At 45.7% G+C, this 17,696-nt stretch carries 20 protein-coding genes and 1 tRNA gene; 4 read left to right on the top strand and 17 right to left on the bottom strand.

Features of this window, described 5'->3' with window-relative positions; translation table 11 throughout:
- The first annotated feature begins 1,012 nt into the window (after positions 1–1,012).
- Together ACHHZ6_RS21490 and ACHHZ6_RS21485 are read left to right on the top strand one after the other, a co-directional pair.
- Positions 1,013–2,245, top strand: a complete 1,233-nt coding sequence (locus ACHHZ6_RS21490; RefSeq protein ID WP_395122988.1) for a tyrosine-type recombinase/integrase — start codon at positions 1,013–1,015, stop codon at positions 2,243–2,245.
- Positions 2,246–2,436: 191 nt separating this feature from the next.
- Positions 2,437–2,679 carry a hypothetical protein gene (locus ACHHZ6_RS21485; RefSeq protein ID WP_395122987.1) on the top strand — a complete coding sequence of 81 codons (243 nt, stop codon included), beginning with the start codon at positions 2,437–2,439 and terminating at the stop codon, positions 2,677–2,679.
- 18 nt (positions 2,680–2,697) lie between these two features.
- Here the strand turns inward: ACHHZ6_RS21485 and ACHHZ6_RS21480 are convergent, their stop codons facing one another.
- The 12 genes from ACHHZ6_RS21480 to ACHHZ6_RS21425 form a co-directional block, all read right to left on the bottom strand.
- Complete coding sequence (locus ACHHZ6_RS21480; protein WP_061707812.1) at positions 2,698–3,180, bottom strand: hypothetical protein; 483 nt, start codon at positions 3,178–3,180, stop codon at positions 2,698–2,700.
- 105 nt (positions 3,181–3,285) lie between these two features.
- Positions 3,286–5,133 (bottom strand): hypothetical protein, encoded by a 1,848-nt coding sequence (locus ACHHZ6_RS21475; protein WP_395122986.1) that lies wholly within the window; start codon positions 5,131–5,133, stop codon positions 3,286–3,288.
- Entirely contained in the window at positions 5,133–5,378 is a 246-nt protein-coding gene (locus tag ACHHZ6_RS21470; RefSeq protein ID WP_395122985.1) for a hypothetical protein, read from the bottom strand. Before ACHHZ6_RS21470 ends, ACHHZ6_RS21475 begins: the two co-directional genes overlap by 1 nt.
- Before the next feature lie 85 nt (positions 5,379–5,463).
- Entirely contained in the window at positions 5,464–6,501 is a 1,038-nt protein-coding gene (locus tag ACHHZ6_RS21465; RefSeq protein WP_395122984.1) for a major capsid protein E, read from the bottom strand.
- A 21-nt stretch (positions 6,502–6,522) separates the two neighbouring features.
- Positions 6,523–6,900 (bottom strand): hypothetical protein, encoded by a 378-nt coding sequence (locus tag ACHHZ6_RS21460; protein WP_143345492.1) that lies wholly within the window; start codon positions 6,898–6,900, stop codon positions 6,523–6,525.
- A 3-nt stretch (positions 6,901–6,903) separates the two neighbouring features.
- The gene (locus tag ACHHZ6_RS21455; protein ID WP_143345494.1) at positions 6,904–7,146 is read right to left on the bottom strand and encodes a hypothetical protein; all 243 of its coding nucleotides are present in this window, start codon (positions 7,144–7,146) and stop codon (positions 6,904–6,906) included.
- 707 nt (positions 7,147–7,853) lie between these two features.
- Complete coding sequence (locus tag ACHHZ6_RS21450; RefSeq protein WP_395122983.1) at positions 7,854–8,192, bottom strand: hypothetical protein; 339 nt, start codon at positions 8,190–8,192, stop codon at positions 7,854–7,856.
- The gene (locus ACHHZ6_RS21445; protein WP_395122982.1) at positions 8,185–8,571 is read right to left on the bottom strand and encodes a hypothetical protein; all 387 of its coding nucleotides are present in this window, start codon (positions 8,569–8,571) and stop codon (positions 8,185–8,187) included. The genes ACHHZ6_RS21450 and ACHHZ6_RS21445 overlap by 8 nt, the downstream gene beginning before the upstream one ends.
- 108 nt (positions 8,572–8,679) lie before the next feature.
- Complete coding sequence (locus ACHHZ6_RS21440; RefSeq protein ID WP_395122981.1) at positions 8,680–8,961, bottom strand: hypothetical protein; 282 nt, start codon at positions 8,959–8,961, stop codon at positions 8,680–8,682.
- Between the two features lie 12 nt (positions 8,962–8,973).
- Complete coding sequence (locus tag ACHHZ6_RS21435) at positions 8,974–9,741, bottom strand: hypothetical protein (protein ID WP_335257657.1); 768 nt, start codon at positions 9,739–9,741, stop codon at positions 8,974–8,976.
- A 101-nt stretch (positions 9,742–9,842) separates the two neighbouring features.
- On the bottom strand, positions 9,843–10,010 hold the full coding sequence (locus ACHHZ6_RS21430) for a hypothetical protein (protein WP_335257656.1): 168 nt from the start codon (positions 10,008–10,010) through the stop codon (positions 9,843–9,845).
- Between the two features lie 18 nt (positions 10,011–10,028).
- Complete coding sequence (locus tag ACHHZ6_RS21425; protein WP_025203984.1) at positions 10,029–10,214, bottom strand: hypothetical protein; 186 nt, start codon at positions 10,212–10,214, stop codon at positions 10,029–10,031.
- Between the two features lie 1,842 nt (positions 10,215–12,056).
- Between ACHHZ6_RS21425 and ACHHZ6_RS21420 the strand changes: the two genes are divergently transcribed.
- Positions 12,057–12,671, top strand: a complete 615-nt coding sequence (locus ACHHZ6_RS21420; RefSeq protein WP_395122980.1) for a tyrosine-type recombinase/integrase — start codon at positions 12,057–12,059, stop codon at positions 12,669–12,671.
- A gap of 27 nt (positions 12,672–12,698) precedes the next feature.
- Here the strand turns inward: ACHHZ6_RS21420 and ACHHZ6_RS21415 are convergent, their stop codons facing one another.
- From ACHHZ6_RS21415 to actS, 4 genes are all read right to left on the bottom strand, one after another.
- Positions 12,699–13,124: a hypothetical protein gene (locus ACHHZ6_RS21415; RefSeq protein ID WP_395122979.1), complete on the bottom strand. Its 426-nt coding sequence runs from the start codon at positions 13,122–13,124 to the stop codon at positions 12,699–12,701.
- A gap of 124 nt (positions 13,125–13,248) precedes the next feature.
- The gene (locus ACHHZ6_RS21410; protein WP_395122978.1) at positions 13,249–13,974 is read right to left on the bottom strand and encodes an HNH endonuclease; all 726 of its coding nucleotides are present in this window, start codon (positions 13,972–13,974) and stop codon (positions 13,249–13,251) included.
- A 534-nt stretch (positions 13,975–14,508) separates the two neighbouring features.
- Positions 14,509–14,582: transfer RNA gene (locus ACHHZ6_RS21405), tRNA-Gly, on the bottom strand.
- An 80-nt stretch (positions 14,583–14,662) separates the two neighbouring features.
- On the bottom strand, positions 14,663–15,412 hold the full coding sequence (gene actS, locus ACHHZ6_RS21400) for an amidase activator ActS (RefSeq protein WP_196390446.1): 750 nt from the start codon (positions 15,410–15,412) through the stop codon (positions 14,663–14,665).
- Between the two features lie 184 nt (positions 15,413–15,596).
- On the opposite strand from actS, the gene idi reads away from it, so the two are divergent.
- The gene (gene idi / locus ACHHZ6_RS21395) at positions 15,597–16,139 is read left to right on the top strand and encodes an isopentenyl-diphosphate Delta-isomerase (RefSeq protein ID WP_182272548.1); all 543 of its coding nucleotides are present in this window, start codon (positions 15,597–15,599) and stop codon (positions 16,137–16,139) included.
- Positions 16,140–16,177: 38 nt separating this feature from the next.
- Here idi and lysS read toward each other — a convergent pair whose 3' ends face one another.
- Positions 16,178–17,695 (bottom strand): lysine--tRNA ligase, encoded by a 1,518-nt coding sequence (lysS, locus tag ACHHZ6_RS21390; RefSeq protein WP_182272549.1) that lies wholly within the window; start codon positions 17,693–17,695, stop codon positions 16,178–16,180.
- Position 17,696: the final 1 nt, after the last annotated feature.

Genomic DNA, 17,696 nt, shown 5'->3' with positions numbered 1-17,696 from the left:
GGTCTGACGGCGCTTAGTGCTGAATTCACTATCGGCGAAGGTGAGTTGATGGCTCATGATGTCCCTCTGGGATGCGCTCCGGATGAATATGATGATCTCATATCAGGAACTTGTTCGCACCTTCCTTTGAAAAGGTCTACCTTTGCCGAGTAGTTCATACTACCTATAACAATAATACCTAATTGATCAGAGCGGTCACTGAAACTTTCGTAGATTATGCTATCCAAGTCCTTTTCCAATGTATTGAAATACATCACAATCTGACCAATCAAGGGGAAGGCCGCCTCTAGATATGCCTCCTCCAAATCCCCATTTAACTCTTCTATGTCGTGCATTAAGAATTGCTCAAAGGGCTTTCGCTTAATTTTCATACACTCATTCCATAGTCGCTTTTGTCTGATAACACCATCTTTCAAGCAATAATACCCATTTAGCGCCGTGTTGGGCATACCAACATTCAGCGCCGAAGGCGTATCATCATTTTCTTGTCAGTTAACCGATCTCTTATCGAGTACCGATCATTTATGGCTCGGTGAACACCACGGCAGAGCCAGCCCCTTTCCCGGACTGGTTAGGCTTCCCAACATTCGCTCGTTTATCCGTGGCGTGTCATCACGACAGGCTGTTACGGGACACCGCGCTAAGTGTGGAACGGTTAAAGTTTCAGGAATGGTTTACAGCCCTAGTGAAAGGCTTTGTTTTCTTGTTGGACTATCGCGGTAAGACACTGGAACGACCGCCAGCGTTTTGATAAGCTTCCTGATCACTACTCACCAAATCGCGGTAGTTACCAAGGTAGAACGTCAAGAGGGTTCTCGACAGCGCTTACAGAGCGCCTCCCTCTAAGCACCGGAAACGTAACGATTTTTTAGCTGATTTTGAGCGTAAAAAATCGCTGGAGCGGGCGAAGGGAATCGAACAAAAATCCATTCCACTTCTGTAACCTACTGACAGATAACGATATTGCGATCAGCATAGGTAACTGATTACGTGATAATAGAGGATCATTATCGTGTCAATCAAGGGCCAGGCTTACCTTTACAAGCGAAAAGATGGAATCTGGATGTTTCAGATCTTCGTCCCGAAGTACCTCAGATTTTTATATCCGTGCCGGATGTGGCGCAAAACCACTTCAACTCGCGATCTCAATGAGGCTCGACGGTTTAGAAACCACCTCTTATTAGAATGGGAAGAGCTTAAGCGGAAGTACAATCCGAGCAACCCCGATCAGTGGTTGCAGCAGTCAATAGCCGCCTTGCATACCGAAGGGAAGAAGAACAAGAGCCGCCCTCAACCTGTAACGCGATCCTGTTCGATTCCCACTCTGTGCCTATTACGGGACGAATACGCCGAAAGCTATAAAGACCGCCGCTCTTATTCAACGTTAAGCAAATCAGCGCGAGCCGTTGAGCTATTCCTTGAAAGTGCCAAACAACCGGACATTGCCTTAGAAAGGATAGGTCGCCGCCTGGTGACTGAGTTCCTCGATACGCAAAAGGAGAAAGGAGCCGCCGATCAATCTCGTCAAAACTGGCTAACGTGTTTAGGGAGTCTCTACGAGTTTGCAAAGCGCCGCTACGATGGCATACCAGACCGCAACCCATTTCACGGTCATAACCTCGAAGCACGGCGCACGATAGAGAGTTATCAACCGTTTGAGCCTGACCAGATGCAAATGCTACTTGATGCAGCAGAGCCGGAGATCAGGAACATCATAATCATGGGGCTGTTTTCAGGATGCCGCCTTGATGAACTGGCAAGCCTCAAGAAATCCGAGATCCAGACGGTGGAATGTGTACGCTGTTTCTACATTTCGAAATCAAAGACTAAGGCGGGGGTACGGTACGTCCCTATTCATTCCCGGCTATCTGCGATTGTCGATGAATACCTGAACCACAGTTACGGCGAATACCTGTTCCCACAAGCTAACAAGATTAACAGGAAAGATGGTAAGAAAGGGCCGTACTACTCTCAAAACTTCACCAGGTTGCGTGACAAGATTTTGCCTACCGCTACAGATCGTCAATGCTTCCACAGCTTGCGCGGGATGTTCATCACATGCTTAGACCGTGCCGGAGTGCAGGAAACAAGAATAGGCAGTATCACCGGACACACTGAACAGAAAGCCAAAACGGAAGCGTTCCGCACCTATTCCCAAGGAGCAAGCATGGAAGAGTTAGCAGCGTATGTGGAGATGGTGGATTATGAACAAATAACGATCAATAAAACCAGTTTTATCACCTGAAACAATGTGAATACAGCTCATCATGCAGCATAAAACACCGCACGTTTTGTGATCTGTGAATTTATCCAGTAAAGTGATTATTCATCATTGCAAAGCGAAGCGGTGAGGATTATCTTTAACACTATATGTGGTGGTTTAAAATCAACACAAACACCACATATAACCATCACAACCATCAAAGGGCTGATAGCATGGCAAAGAATCCTAAGCAAACATCAAGTAAAATCGCTTCTGTTGCTGGTCAAACCTTAAACGATCCAAACGCCTCGAAACTACAAAAGCGCCTGGCAGCATCTGCGCTTGCTCAACGTGTCGCCTCCAGCCATACCAGCCAAACAATGGAAACGGTTGCAGCTAAGGCTCTCGATAACCCGCGCTCAAGCGAAAAAACCAAACAGCTTGCAGCAACGGTGTTAGCTCAGTCAACAAAATAAACTACGAAAAAAGGGGCCTTAGGCCCCTTTATTTTCATAGTCATCTTCATCAGGAGAGCTAATAAGATGTATTGCTTTCCAACAAAGAAATATAGTGGCTATTCGTGCAGCTTCACCAACTCCCTGCTTACATGCGACCGCAAATGCCTGATTTTGAATATCGGCCCAATCAAACTTGAATGCATTCAAATCAGAAAATGAAACTTTGTAGTCATGCTTATGAGCATAGTTATTTCTAACTTTGTTTATCGCCTTAAAAGCTGAATAATAATGCTCATCAATCAACCCCATCGATAAGGCAAGATCTACCTTTAAATCAAATGACCGATTTCCTTTAAAAAAGGCTTTAGGTTCAACAAGGTTTCTGGATATAAGGGTTTCAAGCACTTTTTCAATAAATATATGACCTTTAAGAATCGGTGAAAGCTCTTCCTCATCAAACACAAGGCGTTCCATCGCGTGGTGATCAAGCTCACGATAAGATAAGTCGTCAAAGTTCATTTTTTCCCTTATGCATTTGGTTCAAATACATTATTTTACCATAGCAACGTTTAGATTATTTACATTGAAATGGAAATAATAAAGGAGTTTTACACACACTTTATTTTAGCCACCTGTTGATGACTGTCCACTACTCATTTGTAGCGTTAAGCTCTGCATAAAGCTTGCCTGACTTGCTTTAGCCTGGAAATCAACATAATCAGCAAGGCGTGAGGTGTCACTTTGGATAGTTAGAGGTACGGTAGGCTCAACTGTTAGATTGAATATTGGACTCAGATTGTAAGCTGGCACATTGGCACTATTGAGCGACAATGCACTATTGCGTAATGCCTCACCATTCAGGCCGTAACCACTTGCCGCTGTTCCTGCTTGCTGATCACCTATGCCTAACCACGATTTAATAGCCGGAGCCACAGAACGAGTATCAAAACCAGTCTTATCCTGAATCCAATCCGCTGTAGCATTCGCAGAGCCACCCACAGCACCATCATAAAGATTTTGAACAGCAGGTTGCTTAGTATCGCTAAACCATTCAGGGTGTTCCTGGCGGAGAGCACTATTAAGATCAGACACTACACCGGAGATTTCAGAAACAAATCCTGTCATCTGAGATGCCAGATTACCTAATCCTTCACCTAATAGCCCTGCACTCTGATTGATTGCCTGTGTATTTTTCACCAGCTCATCGCCACTATCAGCGAAGCCTTTCATAAAGCCTGTAAACATGCTGTTATCAACGCCATTAATGAGATTACCCATCGCTACACTCAGATCACCATATGCAAGAGTTTGCCTTATTTGCTCATCGTTAAGAGTTTGACCACTTTCGACAAGTTTCTTAAGAGTGCTTGTAAACTGTTCGCCGTTATTCATGAACATATCGGTGTAGTGCATCAGGTCATCACCTAAACTCTCGATCAGATTACCGATCTGCGCCTGGCTCATCCCTCTACGCTGCCCCTCGTTAACAGTAGACTGAATAAAATCAATAGGGTTATCCTGGTATTTGCTAATGTCAGCTTTATTCCATCCAAACTGATTCATAATAGTGTTAACACCACCATCACCACCTCTCCATTTACCACTTTTAGGATCTAAGGATGCGTTTGTAACAGTATTAGCTAAACGTTCACGCACATCCTTCATATTGTCTGTGGCCTTATCCACGTTAGCAGAGTCAACACCGTTTTGTTGCCCCCATGCCACCATAGCTTTGATTGCATTCGGATTGGTTCTAACACGTTCACTCATTCTCACCAGTTCGAGGTTTTCATTACCTTTATCAATAATGCGTTGACCAACACCCATCGAACCAGCGGCTAATACTGCACTCCCTAACATACCTCCTATCATTGGAGAATGGGTTGCTTTAGGAGATTTGAGCTTCTCCGCTGTCGCTGCATACTGTGTACGCTGTGCCTGTGTCACCTTCGCTTGTTGTGCGGCTTCTCTGCGTAATAGGGTTACACGCTCACGAATAGAGGCGTTCATTCGCTGGCTTGTGATGTTACCTTGAGCAAAAGCTTCTGTTTGCTTCTGGATGAAATGCAAGGCCTCATACTGTTGCTTAGCATCAAGCCCGTATTTCCCTTTAATCCCAGAGATTTGCAGCCCTGCATGACGAAGTTTAAGCTCAGCGGTTTCCTGGCGTTTCTGAATCTGCTGCTGCGCTCTCAGGTTGGCCCTTTCATCTCTCGCTTTCTGCTTCTCTGCTGCTCGCTGGGCTTTCATTTCCTTCGTATCACGAGGTTTATCATTAAAACGTGCATCATCGGCTTGTTCCCTGGCTTTAGTTCTACGTTGCTTTTGAGCCTGGAAGCGAATCTTGGGAGCGGCTATTTTCTGAAAGTGCTTTTGAAGGTTATCCGCTGCGGCCTTGGCCTCTGCAATACTTTGCTTGTCCACAACGAAGGTGACCGTATTTTTCAGAGTGCTAACATTCAGATCAAGCATTACTCACCGCCTTGTTTGTCTAAGAAATAGTGAATAGCTTGCTCAATCGTATCTCCTCGAAAAATACGTTGCCTAACACCTGTATATGAAATATCTAATAGCGCACAAAGTTGACTTACTTTAAGTAAATCTGATGCACTATCACCTTGAATATCAATATGAACGCCCTTTGCACTCTTGAGTATTAACTGCATATTATCTGTTCTCTTTTTTTGGAAATAAAAAAGGGGCAAGGGCTGGCGCATTTGCTTTGCGTGTTCCAGTTCCCTACGCCCCTGATTAAAGCTCTTCTGTTATTTCCAGACGTGAAGAGCTAACGTCTATCGCTCATTATTCTGAGACAGTACCAAAGATGATCGCTTGTGGAATCGCCACGATTGGGAGATAACTACACTCTGTCGCTACAGAGGGGTAGCCCCAGCGCTGGTCTACAGTGACATACTGATGCATTAGAGAGGCTTCTTTACCCTGTGTTGCATGGCGTACACCAACACCAGAATGAAGTACATAGGCGTTAGATTCAGGAGCCATTACAGGAATACTAACGAAGCCATCAACCCCGATTTTGTCAGTGATCAGAGAGTAGCCCGTCACATCGATCACTGTGACGCCGTTTAGCGTCCAGGTTTCGAAAGCAGGGTTTGCCCCTTTAGTGCGAGTGTAGAAGTTATCGCCTTGCTCAAGCGGCAGCGTATACATCATGAAATCTTTAACGGATGGGTGATAGCGTAGCGCTACGGCAGCTTTACCGGAGGCTAAGATCACGACGCCCTGTTTAGCCTGTGCCAACCCTGAACCAAGTTTCACATTCTGAATGCGCCCGATCTCGCTTAGTTGCTGGAACACGTTAGCACCTGCGCTGATGTCCATTGCGTACTCACTACGCGCACCACCTGCAAGGAAATCTAAATCACCTTGACCTGCAAACTGTGATTGCACGCGCAGCCCTAATAGAGCTTCAACCAAGTCAGCTTCAACTGTATTACTGACCTGAGCGTATTGTGCGTCACTGAAATCACTAATAGCCAGGGTGATTTGATCTGATATATCTACAGTTCCACGAGCTTTATATTGTTCAAGATCACGACTTGAAACGGTATTCAGAGAGTTAGTATATTTAAGCTGGTAAAGGGCTGAGGTGTATTCAGGACGCTCTGCACTATTCCAGTCAGATTGCGCATGTGGCATTTTTTCAGGAGCAACAAGATTCTTAACATCTGTTATTTTTTCCAGGGCGATGCTATTAACATCATGGTACTCTTCACGGAAAATGCCTAAGTTCTGAATAATGCGATTTAGCTGAGTAGAGAATGTAAACGGGCTGGCAAAGTCATACATGTTGCCAGAAAATAAATCTGAATAAGACATTATTATTTTTATTCCTTGTTATTAAGTGGTGCGTAGTGCTACTTCTGCATAATCGGAGAAGGTGAAGCCTTTATCAGCAAGAGCCATTACAGCCATAGATTCATCCATATTTCCAAACTCCACGCCAGCGCGGGAAAGAATAACATGATGTGGATCTGCCACTACGATTGATTTAGCACCTGCTTGTGCTGGTTCTACAACGACATAAGCAATATTGCCAGGAGCGATAGCTTTAGCGCCTGTAGTGTCTACAAGGTCGCCAACAATCAAATCGGCAGGGATTGCCGTTGTTACGTCTACACGCTTATCTTGTAGCAGTGCATCTGAATGATAAGCCACAACTTTATATCGAGCGTGACTATTATTACCGTTATACGGTGTAAATGTTCCGTAATGCATTGGTTATTTTCCTTTTGTTAATAGTTTTAATCGTTCTTGTAACCCTTTCGATGATCTTACATTTTGAATGTCATCTTGAGAGGAGTTTGATTTAGTAATCTGGGACACAGGCCACCATTGCTCTGTTAGTTTTTGAATCTCTTCAATACTCACACCGAAAATATCAGCAGCTTTTTTCATGAGAGAAACAGACAAAGTAATAGAAGCGCCTTTATGCTTGATTACACGATCATAGTTTAGAAACATATTATTGTCCCTTTCATCTGAGTTATAACGAAAGTGTTACACTCATTGTAAAATAAAGGGGCGATTAAGCCCCTGGAGAGTATGCCCTTGTTAGAAAGCATTTTTAATGTCATTCGATTAGCAGTAAAAATGAAGTTAAGAATACTCTCTAATAAAAAGAACCCCCGTTTTATTATCTTAGGAGATTTAAAAAGATCGGGGGTACTTTGCATCTGCTACACGTGAAGCCCTTCACGCTGGCCGTAACAGATATTCATTACATTATCTATTTAGTTGCACGTTCGTGGGTGCATTAATAGAATACCAGCTAAACCATCCAAAGAATCTCTTTAAATATGTTCAGTCTGACACTACCTATGTTCTAATAGATAGCTGGAAGCTTAAAAAGCTCCTTCTGAAAACGTCTATTCCATATTAAATGGAGATGCGCGGGTGATTGCATGTAATGCCAACACAACGAGACATTACATCCCACGCATTCCTTCGGAACTAAACAAAGAAGAAAACAACCAGAAGTTTTCAGGGGAAGCTCTAAAGAGCTAATAGATAAGAAAGCACCATCTATGGGAATGATGCTCTCGGAGTGCTCACACTATGGGATAATGTTTGCAAGTCGCATTTTCAAACGAGGGGGAAGTGATTCGAATACTTACCCTATAACTCATTATGACACATATAGCACATATTGTCAAGACATTTCGTAACTTTTATGTTATGGCGCATTCTTCCGCGATCTGGATGGCAAGCTCTCCGAGTTCAACAGTGATGTATTGCAGAGAGCAAGCCAGCTCCTCAAGGTCATTAGCTACACGCCAGGCTTCTTCTGGTGTGATAGTGCTGTCCCCACGCTTCACCAGACGCTCTACAACCTCTTGGAGATACATCAGCGCTTCAATCCCCTGCTCCGCCTGTTTAGCCGCGCTTAAAAGCGCCTCTGGCGTTCTGTCACGCCATGCATGATTAACCAGTTCAAGAATAGGTAGATGCCAAGTGTTATGGAAAGAATCGAGCAAGGTACTTACTGTGTTCATAGTTTTATTATTCATTGTTGTTGTTTTCCTTGTCGTCAAATAAAAAGTCAAAGTCTTGTATATGGTGGGATAAGCCGTTAGTGTGGATATATTCCCGCCAGTCAATATAGTTTTCTGCGTATAACTGCCACTTCTTAAGGTTCGATGAATCAACACGGTATTCACGGCGGCGGCGTGGTTTATAGAAGACGTTATCCGAAGAGGCTAAAACATCCTGCAATAGTTCAAACTCTGATCCGGTTGGCACCGTTGCAGGGTATTCTATTATTTCGGTGATCCACTCCCCAGGGATGGATTCAGTTGCATGTTCTTTCAACTGACGGCTGTATTTACGTTTGCTGGCTCGTGCTGCTTTCTCAATACGCACTAAGTTGTTTCTTTGTCTTGTACTCATTTATCCTCGTAGAGGGAAACTTCCGTATTTTCTCGTTAATGTCCATACTGCGTTAAAAGCAAACAGCCAATAGATAGCGATGATCATAAAAGTTTCCCGTATTGTTTCTTAGTTGGTTGTCGTAATGAAGCTCACCGCTTCGTTTACGGTAATGTCGTAATACTTGCCGTGGCGTTCCATTGTAATAACCGCTGCATCATTCATTATTAATAACCAATACCGCGCCCCGCTCTCACTTATTCCTACACCATCAGCAATATGTTTCACCGTGGAACGGATCTTTCCGTGTTCACGTATTAGAGATGAAAGGTGTTGATAAAGACGTTGGCAAATGGTGTTACATTCGATTTGATGATGTGTAGATTCGTTCAGTAGGTATAGCTTGTTCAATGTGTCTCCTGGTTAAAATGGTATTCCAAATCTTGAGTAAAAGTGAGGGAATCTACTTTCAAAACTCTCCTCTAACTTTTCCTCTAATCTGGAAGGTAATCTCTTATTGTTAAAGTTCAAAACGCGACGAGCGTAGTTTATAAATGTGTCCCCCCTGCTTTGTTGCCGTAAACTCTCCGTTTTTGATAGCAGATCGCACACTGCATCTATTTTCATTTCATCGGTAATCGTCTCAGGCAGTCCTAAAGGCTCAGGCTTTGCCGTCGCATAATCTGTTGGTGCTGATTCATCCCAGTTCGGCGCATCATCCGGCTTTTCCTCTGCGGTGTCTGGCTCAGGCACTACGTCAGAAATGATAATGGGGGCTGCTGGTAGTTGATCTGGTGGGATAACATGAGCATCAGTAAGTGGTAATGCAGTATAAAGCAGTGATGAAATATTGGGATCCGGGTGTTCGTTCGTTATAACCAGCCCTAACTTTCTTAGGTCTTCAATACGTCTTTTTACCGTTGAAGATGATGTTTTATGTTTTCTCGCTAACGTAGCGTGACTCTCGTAGCAATGACTACCGTTCGCTTGATAGCTCATAAAGCGGCAATACAAACCAACGTGATGGCTGTCGATTTTTATCCCATCGGGGCAATCTTTTGAATAAAGGTATTCAATGTCTTCGAAGAAGGTGAAGTCCTTTATGAAGGTTTGCGATGTTACAGTTTTTCCGTCTTCATCTTGATATGTGTGCTCGTGTTTTGCCTGAATCTGGGCGAGGGTTTTTGCCATTGTTGTTTGCTCCTGTGTATGCTCAGTAAGTTACGAATGCTCTTCATTTGGTTTTCTCCGCTTCTCATTCGTGGATTGTTGTTAATGCTGTCTCGTGGATATTACGCGTCAGCTTTCGAATATTTAACCGCCAGGTTTTGACATTCTTCAAGAAGGAGTGCGCTTACGCTCATTTTTCGGCGCTTCGCTTCTTTGAACAGAATCTGAAATGTCGCATCAGGGATCATTAATGATGTGGACGGTGGTAATTTGGTTTTCTTATCGATCATATGGTTTCTCCTTCTGGTTTATTCGTTGGTTTCTTTTGTTGCGTTTCTGATTAAATCGAAGCGGCGTAGTACTTCCGTGAAAAACTCGGCGCGTTCTGAATAGCCCTGCTTACGATTGGAGTTACGTAGTGATTTAATCTGGTGGCGTGTCACTTCCCCTTTAATGAGGGATAGCACAGTAGTATCAATATCGAAGTATTTCATTAATGTCCTTTTCAAATATAAAATAAAACACCTCGCAAACCTGACGGTTTCGAAGTGCATTGTGATTTGGATTGTAGGTGGGAATGTTTTCTTTACCCTATATAACTCATATTACACTATAAGGCGACACTTGTCAAGATATTTTTAATATATCCTCCCATCACAAACAATACCACACACCGCCGTTTGAAGTCAACGCTCATGATTAATATCAGAGACACCGCTTAAACATCCTATATCGCGTTCTGAGGGCTTGTGTTACATCAGTAGCGGCCTTTCTCCCTACCCTCTTAAAATCGCTTACAGCGCATCTGAGGCGCTCTGTTTGCATTGCTGACGCCCTCTGGCACTTACTCCCGAAACCAATAGCACAACTACTGAGGGATAACGTTAGTTATCAGGATAGTAGTTAGTGGTCTTGGATTGAGGCTTAGTGAACTTGCACGAGTTACGAGGGTAAGTGAGCTTTAGCCATATTGCTCTACCTTCGAGGATTAGCACAACTACATACGAAAGGATGTAGGAAGGGTAATAGGAGGTAGGTAGAGTTAGCATGTGGTCAATCATCGTCAGATGGTTGGGTACATGGTTACATACCGCGCACAGCGCAAAGGAGATTTACGCCGTGGCGTAATATCGCTTGTGCAACCTGTTCCAGGTGGCAAAGCCATTGCACAATCCAGAATGTACAGATAACGCTTTGCTGCGTCGAGAGCGGAACGAGGCCAGCCAACGTAGCCCGAAAGGTAGCGGAGTAAGGCTGCTTGCCAGGAGTGACGGGAACACCCGCCAGCAAAGATCTTTGCGACAAGCGCAAAAACACTGATCTAATAACTGATCTTATTATTAATATTATAGTTAATCTTATTGTGTGTCACCGTGACCTACCCCCCAGGTCAGCCTGACCCCCCCCCTGTATCACTCAGACCTACCCCCTGTGTCACCGTGAGCTACCCTACCGATAAGAGAGCGAAAAACGTCACTTCATGCAACGGTAGACCGTCGCCCATGCATCATTTTGATGTATATCGTCGCCCTGCTCACCACGAATCGCACATGCAACAATCCTAAGAACAGCCAGAGGCAATTCTTAGGTTATATCTATCGAAATCATACATTAATAACGTCAAAACCTATATTAAATGGCAGGTAAATAATCGGTGTAGATGTAAGCCAAAGTGGATTGTTCACTTTCATTGTCAGAATGATCAGTTTAGCTAAACCGTTGTGTAGTGCGGGATACAGCGCTGTTTGCCATGAAAACCACTTTGCACCCGTGCCGGATTCGTTGAACGAGTATTCTCGAAAGATTACTCCGCTGATTTTCCATGCCAAAACCCGCTAATTGGTTAGCATTCTAATCATTCCATTATGAAATCAACTCAAATGGTAATCAATCTCATCTGCGGTGCAATATATCACTTCGATAGGACATTCAGGTCATCTGTCCTATTAATCATGCAATGGAAACAACTACTTATGTTTTAACTCGATTTATTGGCCTATTTTCGGCTATTCCTGGTGCAAAATCAGATACCAAAAATAAATGTCTTGACAAAACACCCATTCCACAAAAGTAGATTTAACTTTTATTTTTACTTTCAAATCAACGAGTTAGATATTTGAAGAGTCTGATAGGTGCAAATGGGGTTGGCTCTTCAAGGTCGTTCAGCACCTCAAGCAACCGCGCCCATTAAATCGGCTTTAATCGCGTTTAATGCCCCTTAATACCCTTGAAAACCTTCTAATAAGACATTTTTGTTAATATGCAAAATTGATCTTGCTATCTATCTGTTTTTGATCAATATTTACACCATCAAGACAGATTGAGGAGGTAGAGAAATGGCAATCAGTAGGGGTGCAAAACGCACAGACGGACTTGAGAGCGCCGATCAGGTGGCTCTGGTAGTGGAAGAAATCGCGAAGAAGAGCCAGACAGTGGCGGATCTCTTCCTTATCGGTGTAGAGACACAGCTTCGTGGCGTAGATATGCGTTCCTGGCGTTGGGATGAGCTGGATATTGGTAGCAAGGTGCTACGTATCACCCAAGACAAGACAAAAGAAGCTGTAGAGGTGGAACTCACGGAGACAGCAAGGGAGGTTCTCAAGGCTCGTTATAACGAGCGCGGGGATAACGTGTATGTATTCCAGAATGACAGCAACCGGAGCAAGGGTAAGCCGATTAGCCGTTCTAAAATCCATGCAGAGATTCAGTATGCAGTGGACAAGCTCAAAATGCGGGGCTTGCTTCCACAGGATGCAGTGATCGCCATGCACAGCGCACGCAAGACCGTAGCGGCTATCGCTCACGCTCACGGCGAGGATCTGGAGGTGATTAGTAAGATGTTGGGGCATCGCTCCACCGAACACACCCGCGCCTACCTGGGGATCACACAGGCCAAAGTAGACGCATTGAGAACGAAGTATTCAACGGGGCTCAGGGTAGGCAACAGGTAGAAAAAACCATTTATGCTTGAATCTCTATTATAGGTAATAGCTTACTTTACAGCTTCTGCAATACCATTGTTCACGGGTCCCATAAGCTGTGTTAGCCCTAATAAAGTGTAAATGAAGAGCTAATGAGTCTTTCTCGTAGCATTTAGTGCAATATGGAGTTTCATCCCCTTCCAACCAATATAGTTTGCCGTCAAACTGAAGCTTATTTTTCCCATCAAGTTGGGCTTTGAGAGATTGTATCTCTTCTTCTTTACTCAGCAAAACAGCTTTGAGGCTGACGAACTCACTTTTTACTTCAACCAAATCATCAAGCAAATCAATCAACGTATTACGCATTTCTGCGGCATTAAGTTCGTCATCCCCTTTCTTACGAAGATTACGCACTAAGTCAACGGATTTGTTAACAAGTTCAAGAGTGCCTGAGATAGCAGCAATAGAAGCTGGATCAGCCATAGAAAAATCCCTTATGAAAAATCAAAGTGATCAGATTATAACCTTACCCTTAGACGCAAAAAACGACTATCAAAGATAGATTCCACTTTAACTCGTAAACAATAAGTCGTCATAAGATTTAGTTTTATTTGTTAACTGGTGCTAACTCCAAGACGCCGAAATGCGCCTGTCTGTGACAGTTCGGGCACAATGCAATCGCATTTTCAACGGAATCCTCCCCACCATTCGAAAGCCACTCAATGTGATGAACCTCAAGAAATGGTGTGCCGTCTACTTTGAGAAAAGGAGCGTCACTCTTACAGCTTTGACACTTTCCCTTAGCCCTTGAAAGAACCTCGGCTACTACATACGGGCTTCGCTTATAAACTCGTGTTGTAACCTCGATTAGCTCAGGAGTTTTATTCTCAGCGTCTAAAATCTCTTTGCGTTCTGACGGGGGCAGTTCTGACGCATCATCAACAGCCTTTTCAAACTCAGATTTCACCTTACGGTGACACCATTTACCTTGCTGATCCTGATACAACTCCCAAATACCATGAATAGAGGGTTGATAGATTTCAAAGATCTTCCCTCGCTTGAACAATCGGTCATACTCATGATGCCGATGGGTTACATCATCAGTTCGCCTGGCTGTTTTGTTGAAACTCCAGTAGCTACGATTGCAGTTGACTGAGTTGACAATGAGATTCAAGTGGGTGTCGTCTTTATAATGCGGAAATCGCTCTTTCAGATAAGCATCCACTTGCTTCGCCGTTGCCGCCCCTCCGAACTGTTCCTCAACCACTTGAACAGTAGTGATTCTTATCGGTTGGTCGCCATACTTGTATGTTCGATTTGATTTTGAAGACATCAAGAGACCTCTTGCAATCTAAGATTTATCTCAGATTAACTATCGAGCATAACTTGTGCAACTCTCTGATTTTGGACAATAGAAGCCATAAAGCCCCGTTGGTGATATAGCAACAAGCGGAGCGTAGCGACTTCCTCAGATTGTCAGAGGGATCACACCTTATCAGGATAACCGTGTACCCTTGCGGGAGCGTGGCTGAAGCGCTGATAGAGCCTACATATCGTTTGTAGGTACGTTATCACCATAAACCTGTTTACGTGGCTCACAGAGCCGCACATCGGGCTTTAATGTGTGTGTTCAATCTGTCGATGACATAACGATGCCTGGATGGGCTTTTTCTTCACGTTTTGCTATCGCGGTGTGAGGATGCAACTGCCGCCAACGCTGAGTTATACTGTCATCTCACCATGTAACTTAGCGTGACAGTTACCAAGGGCGGATCACAATGGTAGAACCCATAGGCGACTAAAATAGGTAACTATTTAAGTTGCTGATAGAGAAGGCTTTTAAGGCTTCTCCACAAGGGGAGAGATCTGGAGCGGGCGAAGGGAATCGAACCCTCGTATAGAGCTTGGGAAGCTCTCGTTCTACCATTGAACTACGCCCGCTTTGAGGTGCGTAAAGCATTATAGACCTTACGCGTCTTCAGACAAGCCTCTGCATAACTAAGTGGCGATTAAATAATCACTTAGCACTTCGGTTTACTGCCGGGCGCAGGAAGATAACGCTGTGGATCGATGGCCGTCGCCTTATAGCGAATCTGGAAGTGCAGCTTCACCGAGTCTGTACCGGTATTCCCCATTGTCGCAATCTTCTGCCCTGCCTTCACGTTCTGCCCATTATTGACCAGCATCGTATCGTTGTGGGCATAAGCAGTGATGTAATCTTCACCATGTTTAATCATGATCAGATTACCGTACCCGCGCAGCTGGTTACCAACGTAGACCACCTTTCCCGCGCCGGATGCATAGACCGGCGTGCCGCGCGCTGCCGCGATATCAATACCTTTGTTACCACCTTCAGACAATGAGTATGGCACCACCACTTTGCCACTGGCAGGCCAGATCCAGCAGCGCTGCCCGACCGGTGGCCAGGAGGACTGCGGTACCGCATAGGATGGCGTGACTTTGGCGGTCTTACCTTTTGAGGTGGTTGATTTTTTGGCTGAAGAGGAAGAACTACCGTTAACCCTGAGCTGTTGCCCCACTTCGAGGGTGTACGGTGCCGGGATATTGTTCATCCGCGCAATATCTTTCACGCTGGTGCCCGTCATACGCGAAATACGGTACAGCGTATCACCACGCTTCACGGTATACACCGCTCCGGAATAGCTGCCCATATCCGAAGATTTACTTCCCGAGCATCCCGCCAGAAGTAGCGCCAGCGTCAGGCAGAAAACGGCAGTGATGGGGTTTCGAGTCAGGCTTCCTGCAAACAAAACAGATCCTCGGTCAGCGTGAATGGCGCACTATGATAGCAGCCGAAACTGATATGGGTCATTCCCTTTTCCGCTCTGCGGGTCAAAGTGTTCGTATTAAGAATGCAGTATAATAATGCCGCTGATGGTAGTGCGGGTCTGAATAAGTGCAGCACTACCCGGCGGTCCTTGTACTGGAGCAAGAATGAGTATTCAAGAACACGTTATTTTGGTAGATGACCAGGGACTGGTGCTTGGCACTCAGGAAAAATACGCCGCACACACCTCGCATACCCCGCTGCATCTGGCTTTCTCCTCCTGGCTGTTTAATGCCAAAGGTGAATGTCTGATCACCCGCCGCGCATTAAGCAAGAAAGCCTGGCCGGGCGTCTGGACAAACTCCGTCTGTGGTCACCCGCAGTCCGGCGAAGAAACAACACAGGCGGTTATCCGTCGCTGCCGCTTTGAAGTGGGCGCAGAAATCACAGATATCACCCCCGTCGCACCGGAGTTTCGTTATCGGGAATCTGATCCATCCGGGATCGTTGAAAACGAGATTTGCCCGGTATTCGCAGCCCGCATCACGAACAATGTGACAATAAATCGCGATGAGGTGATGGAATATCAGTGGGTTGAGCTGGAAGCGTTGTTCCGCGCGCTGGATGCCACTCCGTGGGCCTTTAGCCCGTGGATGGTCATGGAAGCCACAACCGCCCGCGAGGCGCTCAGAGCCTTCGCGGCGCAATAAAAAAGCCCCTTTCGGGGCTTTTTTGACATCTTAACGACTTATTTCACCGGACGCATCGCCGGGAACAGGATCACATCACGAATGGTATGGCTGTTGGTGAACAGCATAACCATACGGTCGATACCAATACCCAGACCTGCTGTTGGCGGCAGACCGTGCTCCAGCGCGGTCACGTAATCTTCGTCGAAGAACATCGCTTCGTCGTCCCCTGCCGCTTTCGCATCAACCTGGTCCTGGAAACGCTGCGCCTGATCTTCTGCATCGTTCAGCTCGCTAAAGCCGTTGCCGATTTCGCGGCCACCGATGAAGAATTCAAAGCGATCGGTAATTTCCGGGTTCACGTCATTACGACGCGCCAGCGGAGAGACTTCAGCCGGGTATTCGGTGATGAAGGTTGGCTGAATCAGGTGTGCTTCTGCCACTTCTTCGAAGATCTCGGTCACGATACGGCCCAGACCCCAGCTCTTCTCAACTTTGATACCGATGCTTTCGGCGATCGCTTTCGCAGAACCGAAGTTATCCAGGTCAGCCATGTCGGTTTCTGGACGGTATTTCTTGATCGCTTCGCGCATGGTCAGTTTGACGAACGGCTTACCGAAATCGAAGACCTCTTCACCGTAAGGCACTTCAGTGGTACCCAGAACGTCCTGCGCCAGGGTACGGAACAGGGATTCGGTCAGCTCGATCAGATCTTTGTAATCTGCATACGCCATATAGAGTTCCATCATGGTGAACTCTGGGTTATGGCGAACGGAGATGCCTTCGTTACGGAAGTTACGGTTGATTTCAAATACGCGGTCGAAACCACCCACAACCAGACGCTTCAGGTACAGTTCCGGCGCGATACGCAGGTACATGTCCAGGTCCAGGGCGTTGTGATGGGTGATAAACGGACGCGCAGACGCGCCGCCAGGGATCACCTGCATCATCGGGGTTTCTACTTCCATAAAATCGCGGTTAACCATGAACTGACGGATACCCGCCATAATCTGGGAGCGAATTTTGAAGGTCTTGCGGGATTCATCGTTAGAGATGAGATCCAGGTAACGCTGACGGTAGCGTGCTTCCTGATCCTGCAGACCGTGGAATTTGTCCGGCAGCGGGCGCAGCGCTTTGGTCAGCAAACGCAGCTCGGTGCAGTGGATAGACAGTTCACCGGTCTTGGTTTTGAACAGCTTACCTTTCGCACCCAGGATATCGCCCAGGTCCCATTTCTTGAACTGCTCGTTGTAGACGCCTTCCGGCAGGTCGTCACGGGACACGTACAGCTGAATACGGCCACCCACGTCCTGCAGCGTGACGAAAGAGGCTTTACCCATGATACGACGGGTCATCATACGGCCAGCCACGGACACTTCAACGTTCAGTGCTTCCAGCTCTTCGTTCTCTTTACTGCCGAAATCTGCGTGCAATTGGTCTGAGGTGTGGTCACGACGAAAATCGTTCGGGAACGGCACGCCCTGCTCACGCAGTGCAGCCAGCTTCTCGCGGCGGGTTTTCAGTTCGTTGTTAAGATCAACTACTACGTCAGCGCCCTGTGCTTGTTGTTCAGACATT

This window comes from Enterobacter cloacae complex sp. 2024EL-00214 (assembly GCF_043945575.1).
Classification (GTDB): domain Bacteria; phylum Pseudomonadota; class Gammaproteobacteria; order Enterobacterales; family Enterobacteriaceae; genus Enterobacter; species Enterobacter cloacae_P.
This window is presented reverse-complemented; position numbering and strand designations above follow the sequence as displayed.

Excerpts from the sequence above, each read along its gene's own strand:
- ACHHZ6_RS21455 (WP_143345494.1), bottom strand. The coding sequence starts at position 7,146 with ATGTTTCTAAACTATGATCGTGTAATCAAGCATAAAGGCGCTTCTATT.
- ACHHZ6_RS21415 (WP_395122979.1), bottom strand. The coding sequence starts at position 13,124 with ATGGCTGATCCAGCTTCTATTGCTGCTATCTCAGGCACTCTTGAACTT.
- ACHHZ6_RS21420 (WP_395122980.1), top strand. The coding sequence starts at position 12,057 with ATGGCAATCAGTAGGGGTGCAAAACGCACAGACGGACTTGAGAGCGCC.
- ACHHZ6_RS21475 (WP_395122986.1), bottom strand. The coding sequence starts at position 5,133 with ATGCTTGATCTGAATGTTAGCACTCTGAAAAATACGGTCACCTTCGTT.
- ACHHZ6_RS21430 (WP_335257656.1), bottom strand. The coding sequence starts at position 10,010 with ATGATCGATAAGAAAACCAAATTACCACCGTCCACATCATTAATGATC.
- ACHHZ6_RS21470 (WP_395122985.1), bottom strand. The coding sequence starts at position 5,378 with ATGCGCCAGCCCTTGCCCCTTTTTTATTTCCAAAAAAAGAGAACAGAT.
- ACHHZ6_RS21445 (WP_395122982.1), bottom strand. The coding sequence starts at position 8,571 with ATGAGTACAAGACAAAGAAACAACTTAGTGCGTATTGAGAAAGCAGCA.
- ACHHZ6_RS21465 (WP_395122984.1), bottom strand. The coding sequence starts at position 6,501 with ATGTCTTATTCAGATTTATTTTCTGGCAACATGTATGACTTTGCCAGC.
- ACHHZ6_RS21410 (WP_395122978.1), bottom strand. The coding sequence starts at position 13,974 with ATGTCTTCAAAATCAAATCGAACATACAAGTATGGCGACCAACCGATA.
- ACHHZ6_RS21425 (WP_025203984.1), bottom strand. The coding sequence starts at position 10,214 with ATGAAATACTTCGATATTGATACTACTGTGCTATCCCTCATTAAAGGG.
- idi (WP_182272548.1), top strand. The coding sequence starts at position 15,597 with ATGAGTATTCAAGAACACGTTATTTTGGTAGATGACCAGGGACTGGTG.
- ACHHZ6_RS21435 (WP_335257657.1), bottom strand. The coding sequence starts at position 9,741 with ATGGCAAAAACCCTCGCCCAGATTCAGGCAAAACACGAGCACACATAT.
- ACHHZ6_RS21480 (WP_061707812.1), bottom strand. The coding sequence starts at position 3,180 with ATGAACTTTGACGACTTATCTTATCGTGAGCTTGATCACCACGCGATG.
- lysS (WP_182272549.1), bottom strand. The coding sequence starts at position 17,695 with ATGTCTGAACAACAAGCACAGGGCGCTGACGTAGTAGTTGATCTTAAC.
- ACHHZ6_RS21485 (WP_395122987.1), top strand. The coding sequence starts at position 2,437 with ATGGCAAAGAATCCTAAGCAAACATCAAGTAAAATCGCTTCTGTTGCT.
- ACHHZ6_RS21450 (WP_395122983.1), bottom strand. The coding sequence starts at position 8,192 with ATGAATAATAAAACTATGAACACAGTAAGTACCTTGCTCGATTCTTTC.
- ACHHZ6_RS21460 (WP_143345492.1), bottom strand. The coding sequence starts at position 6,900 with ATGCATTACGGAACATTTACACCGTATAACGGTAATAATAGTCACGCT.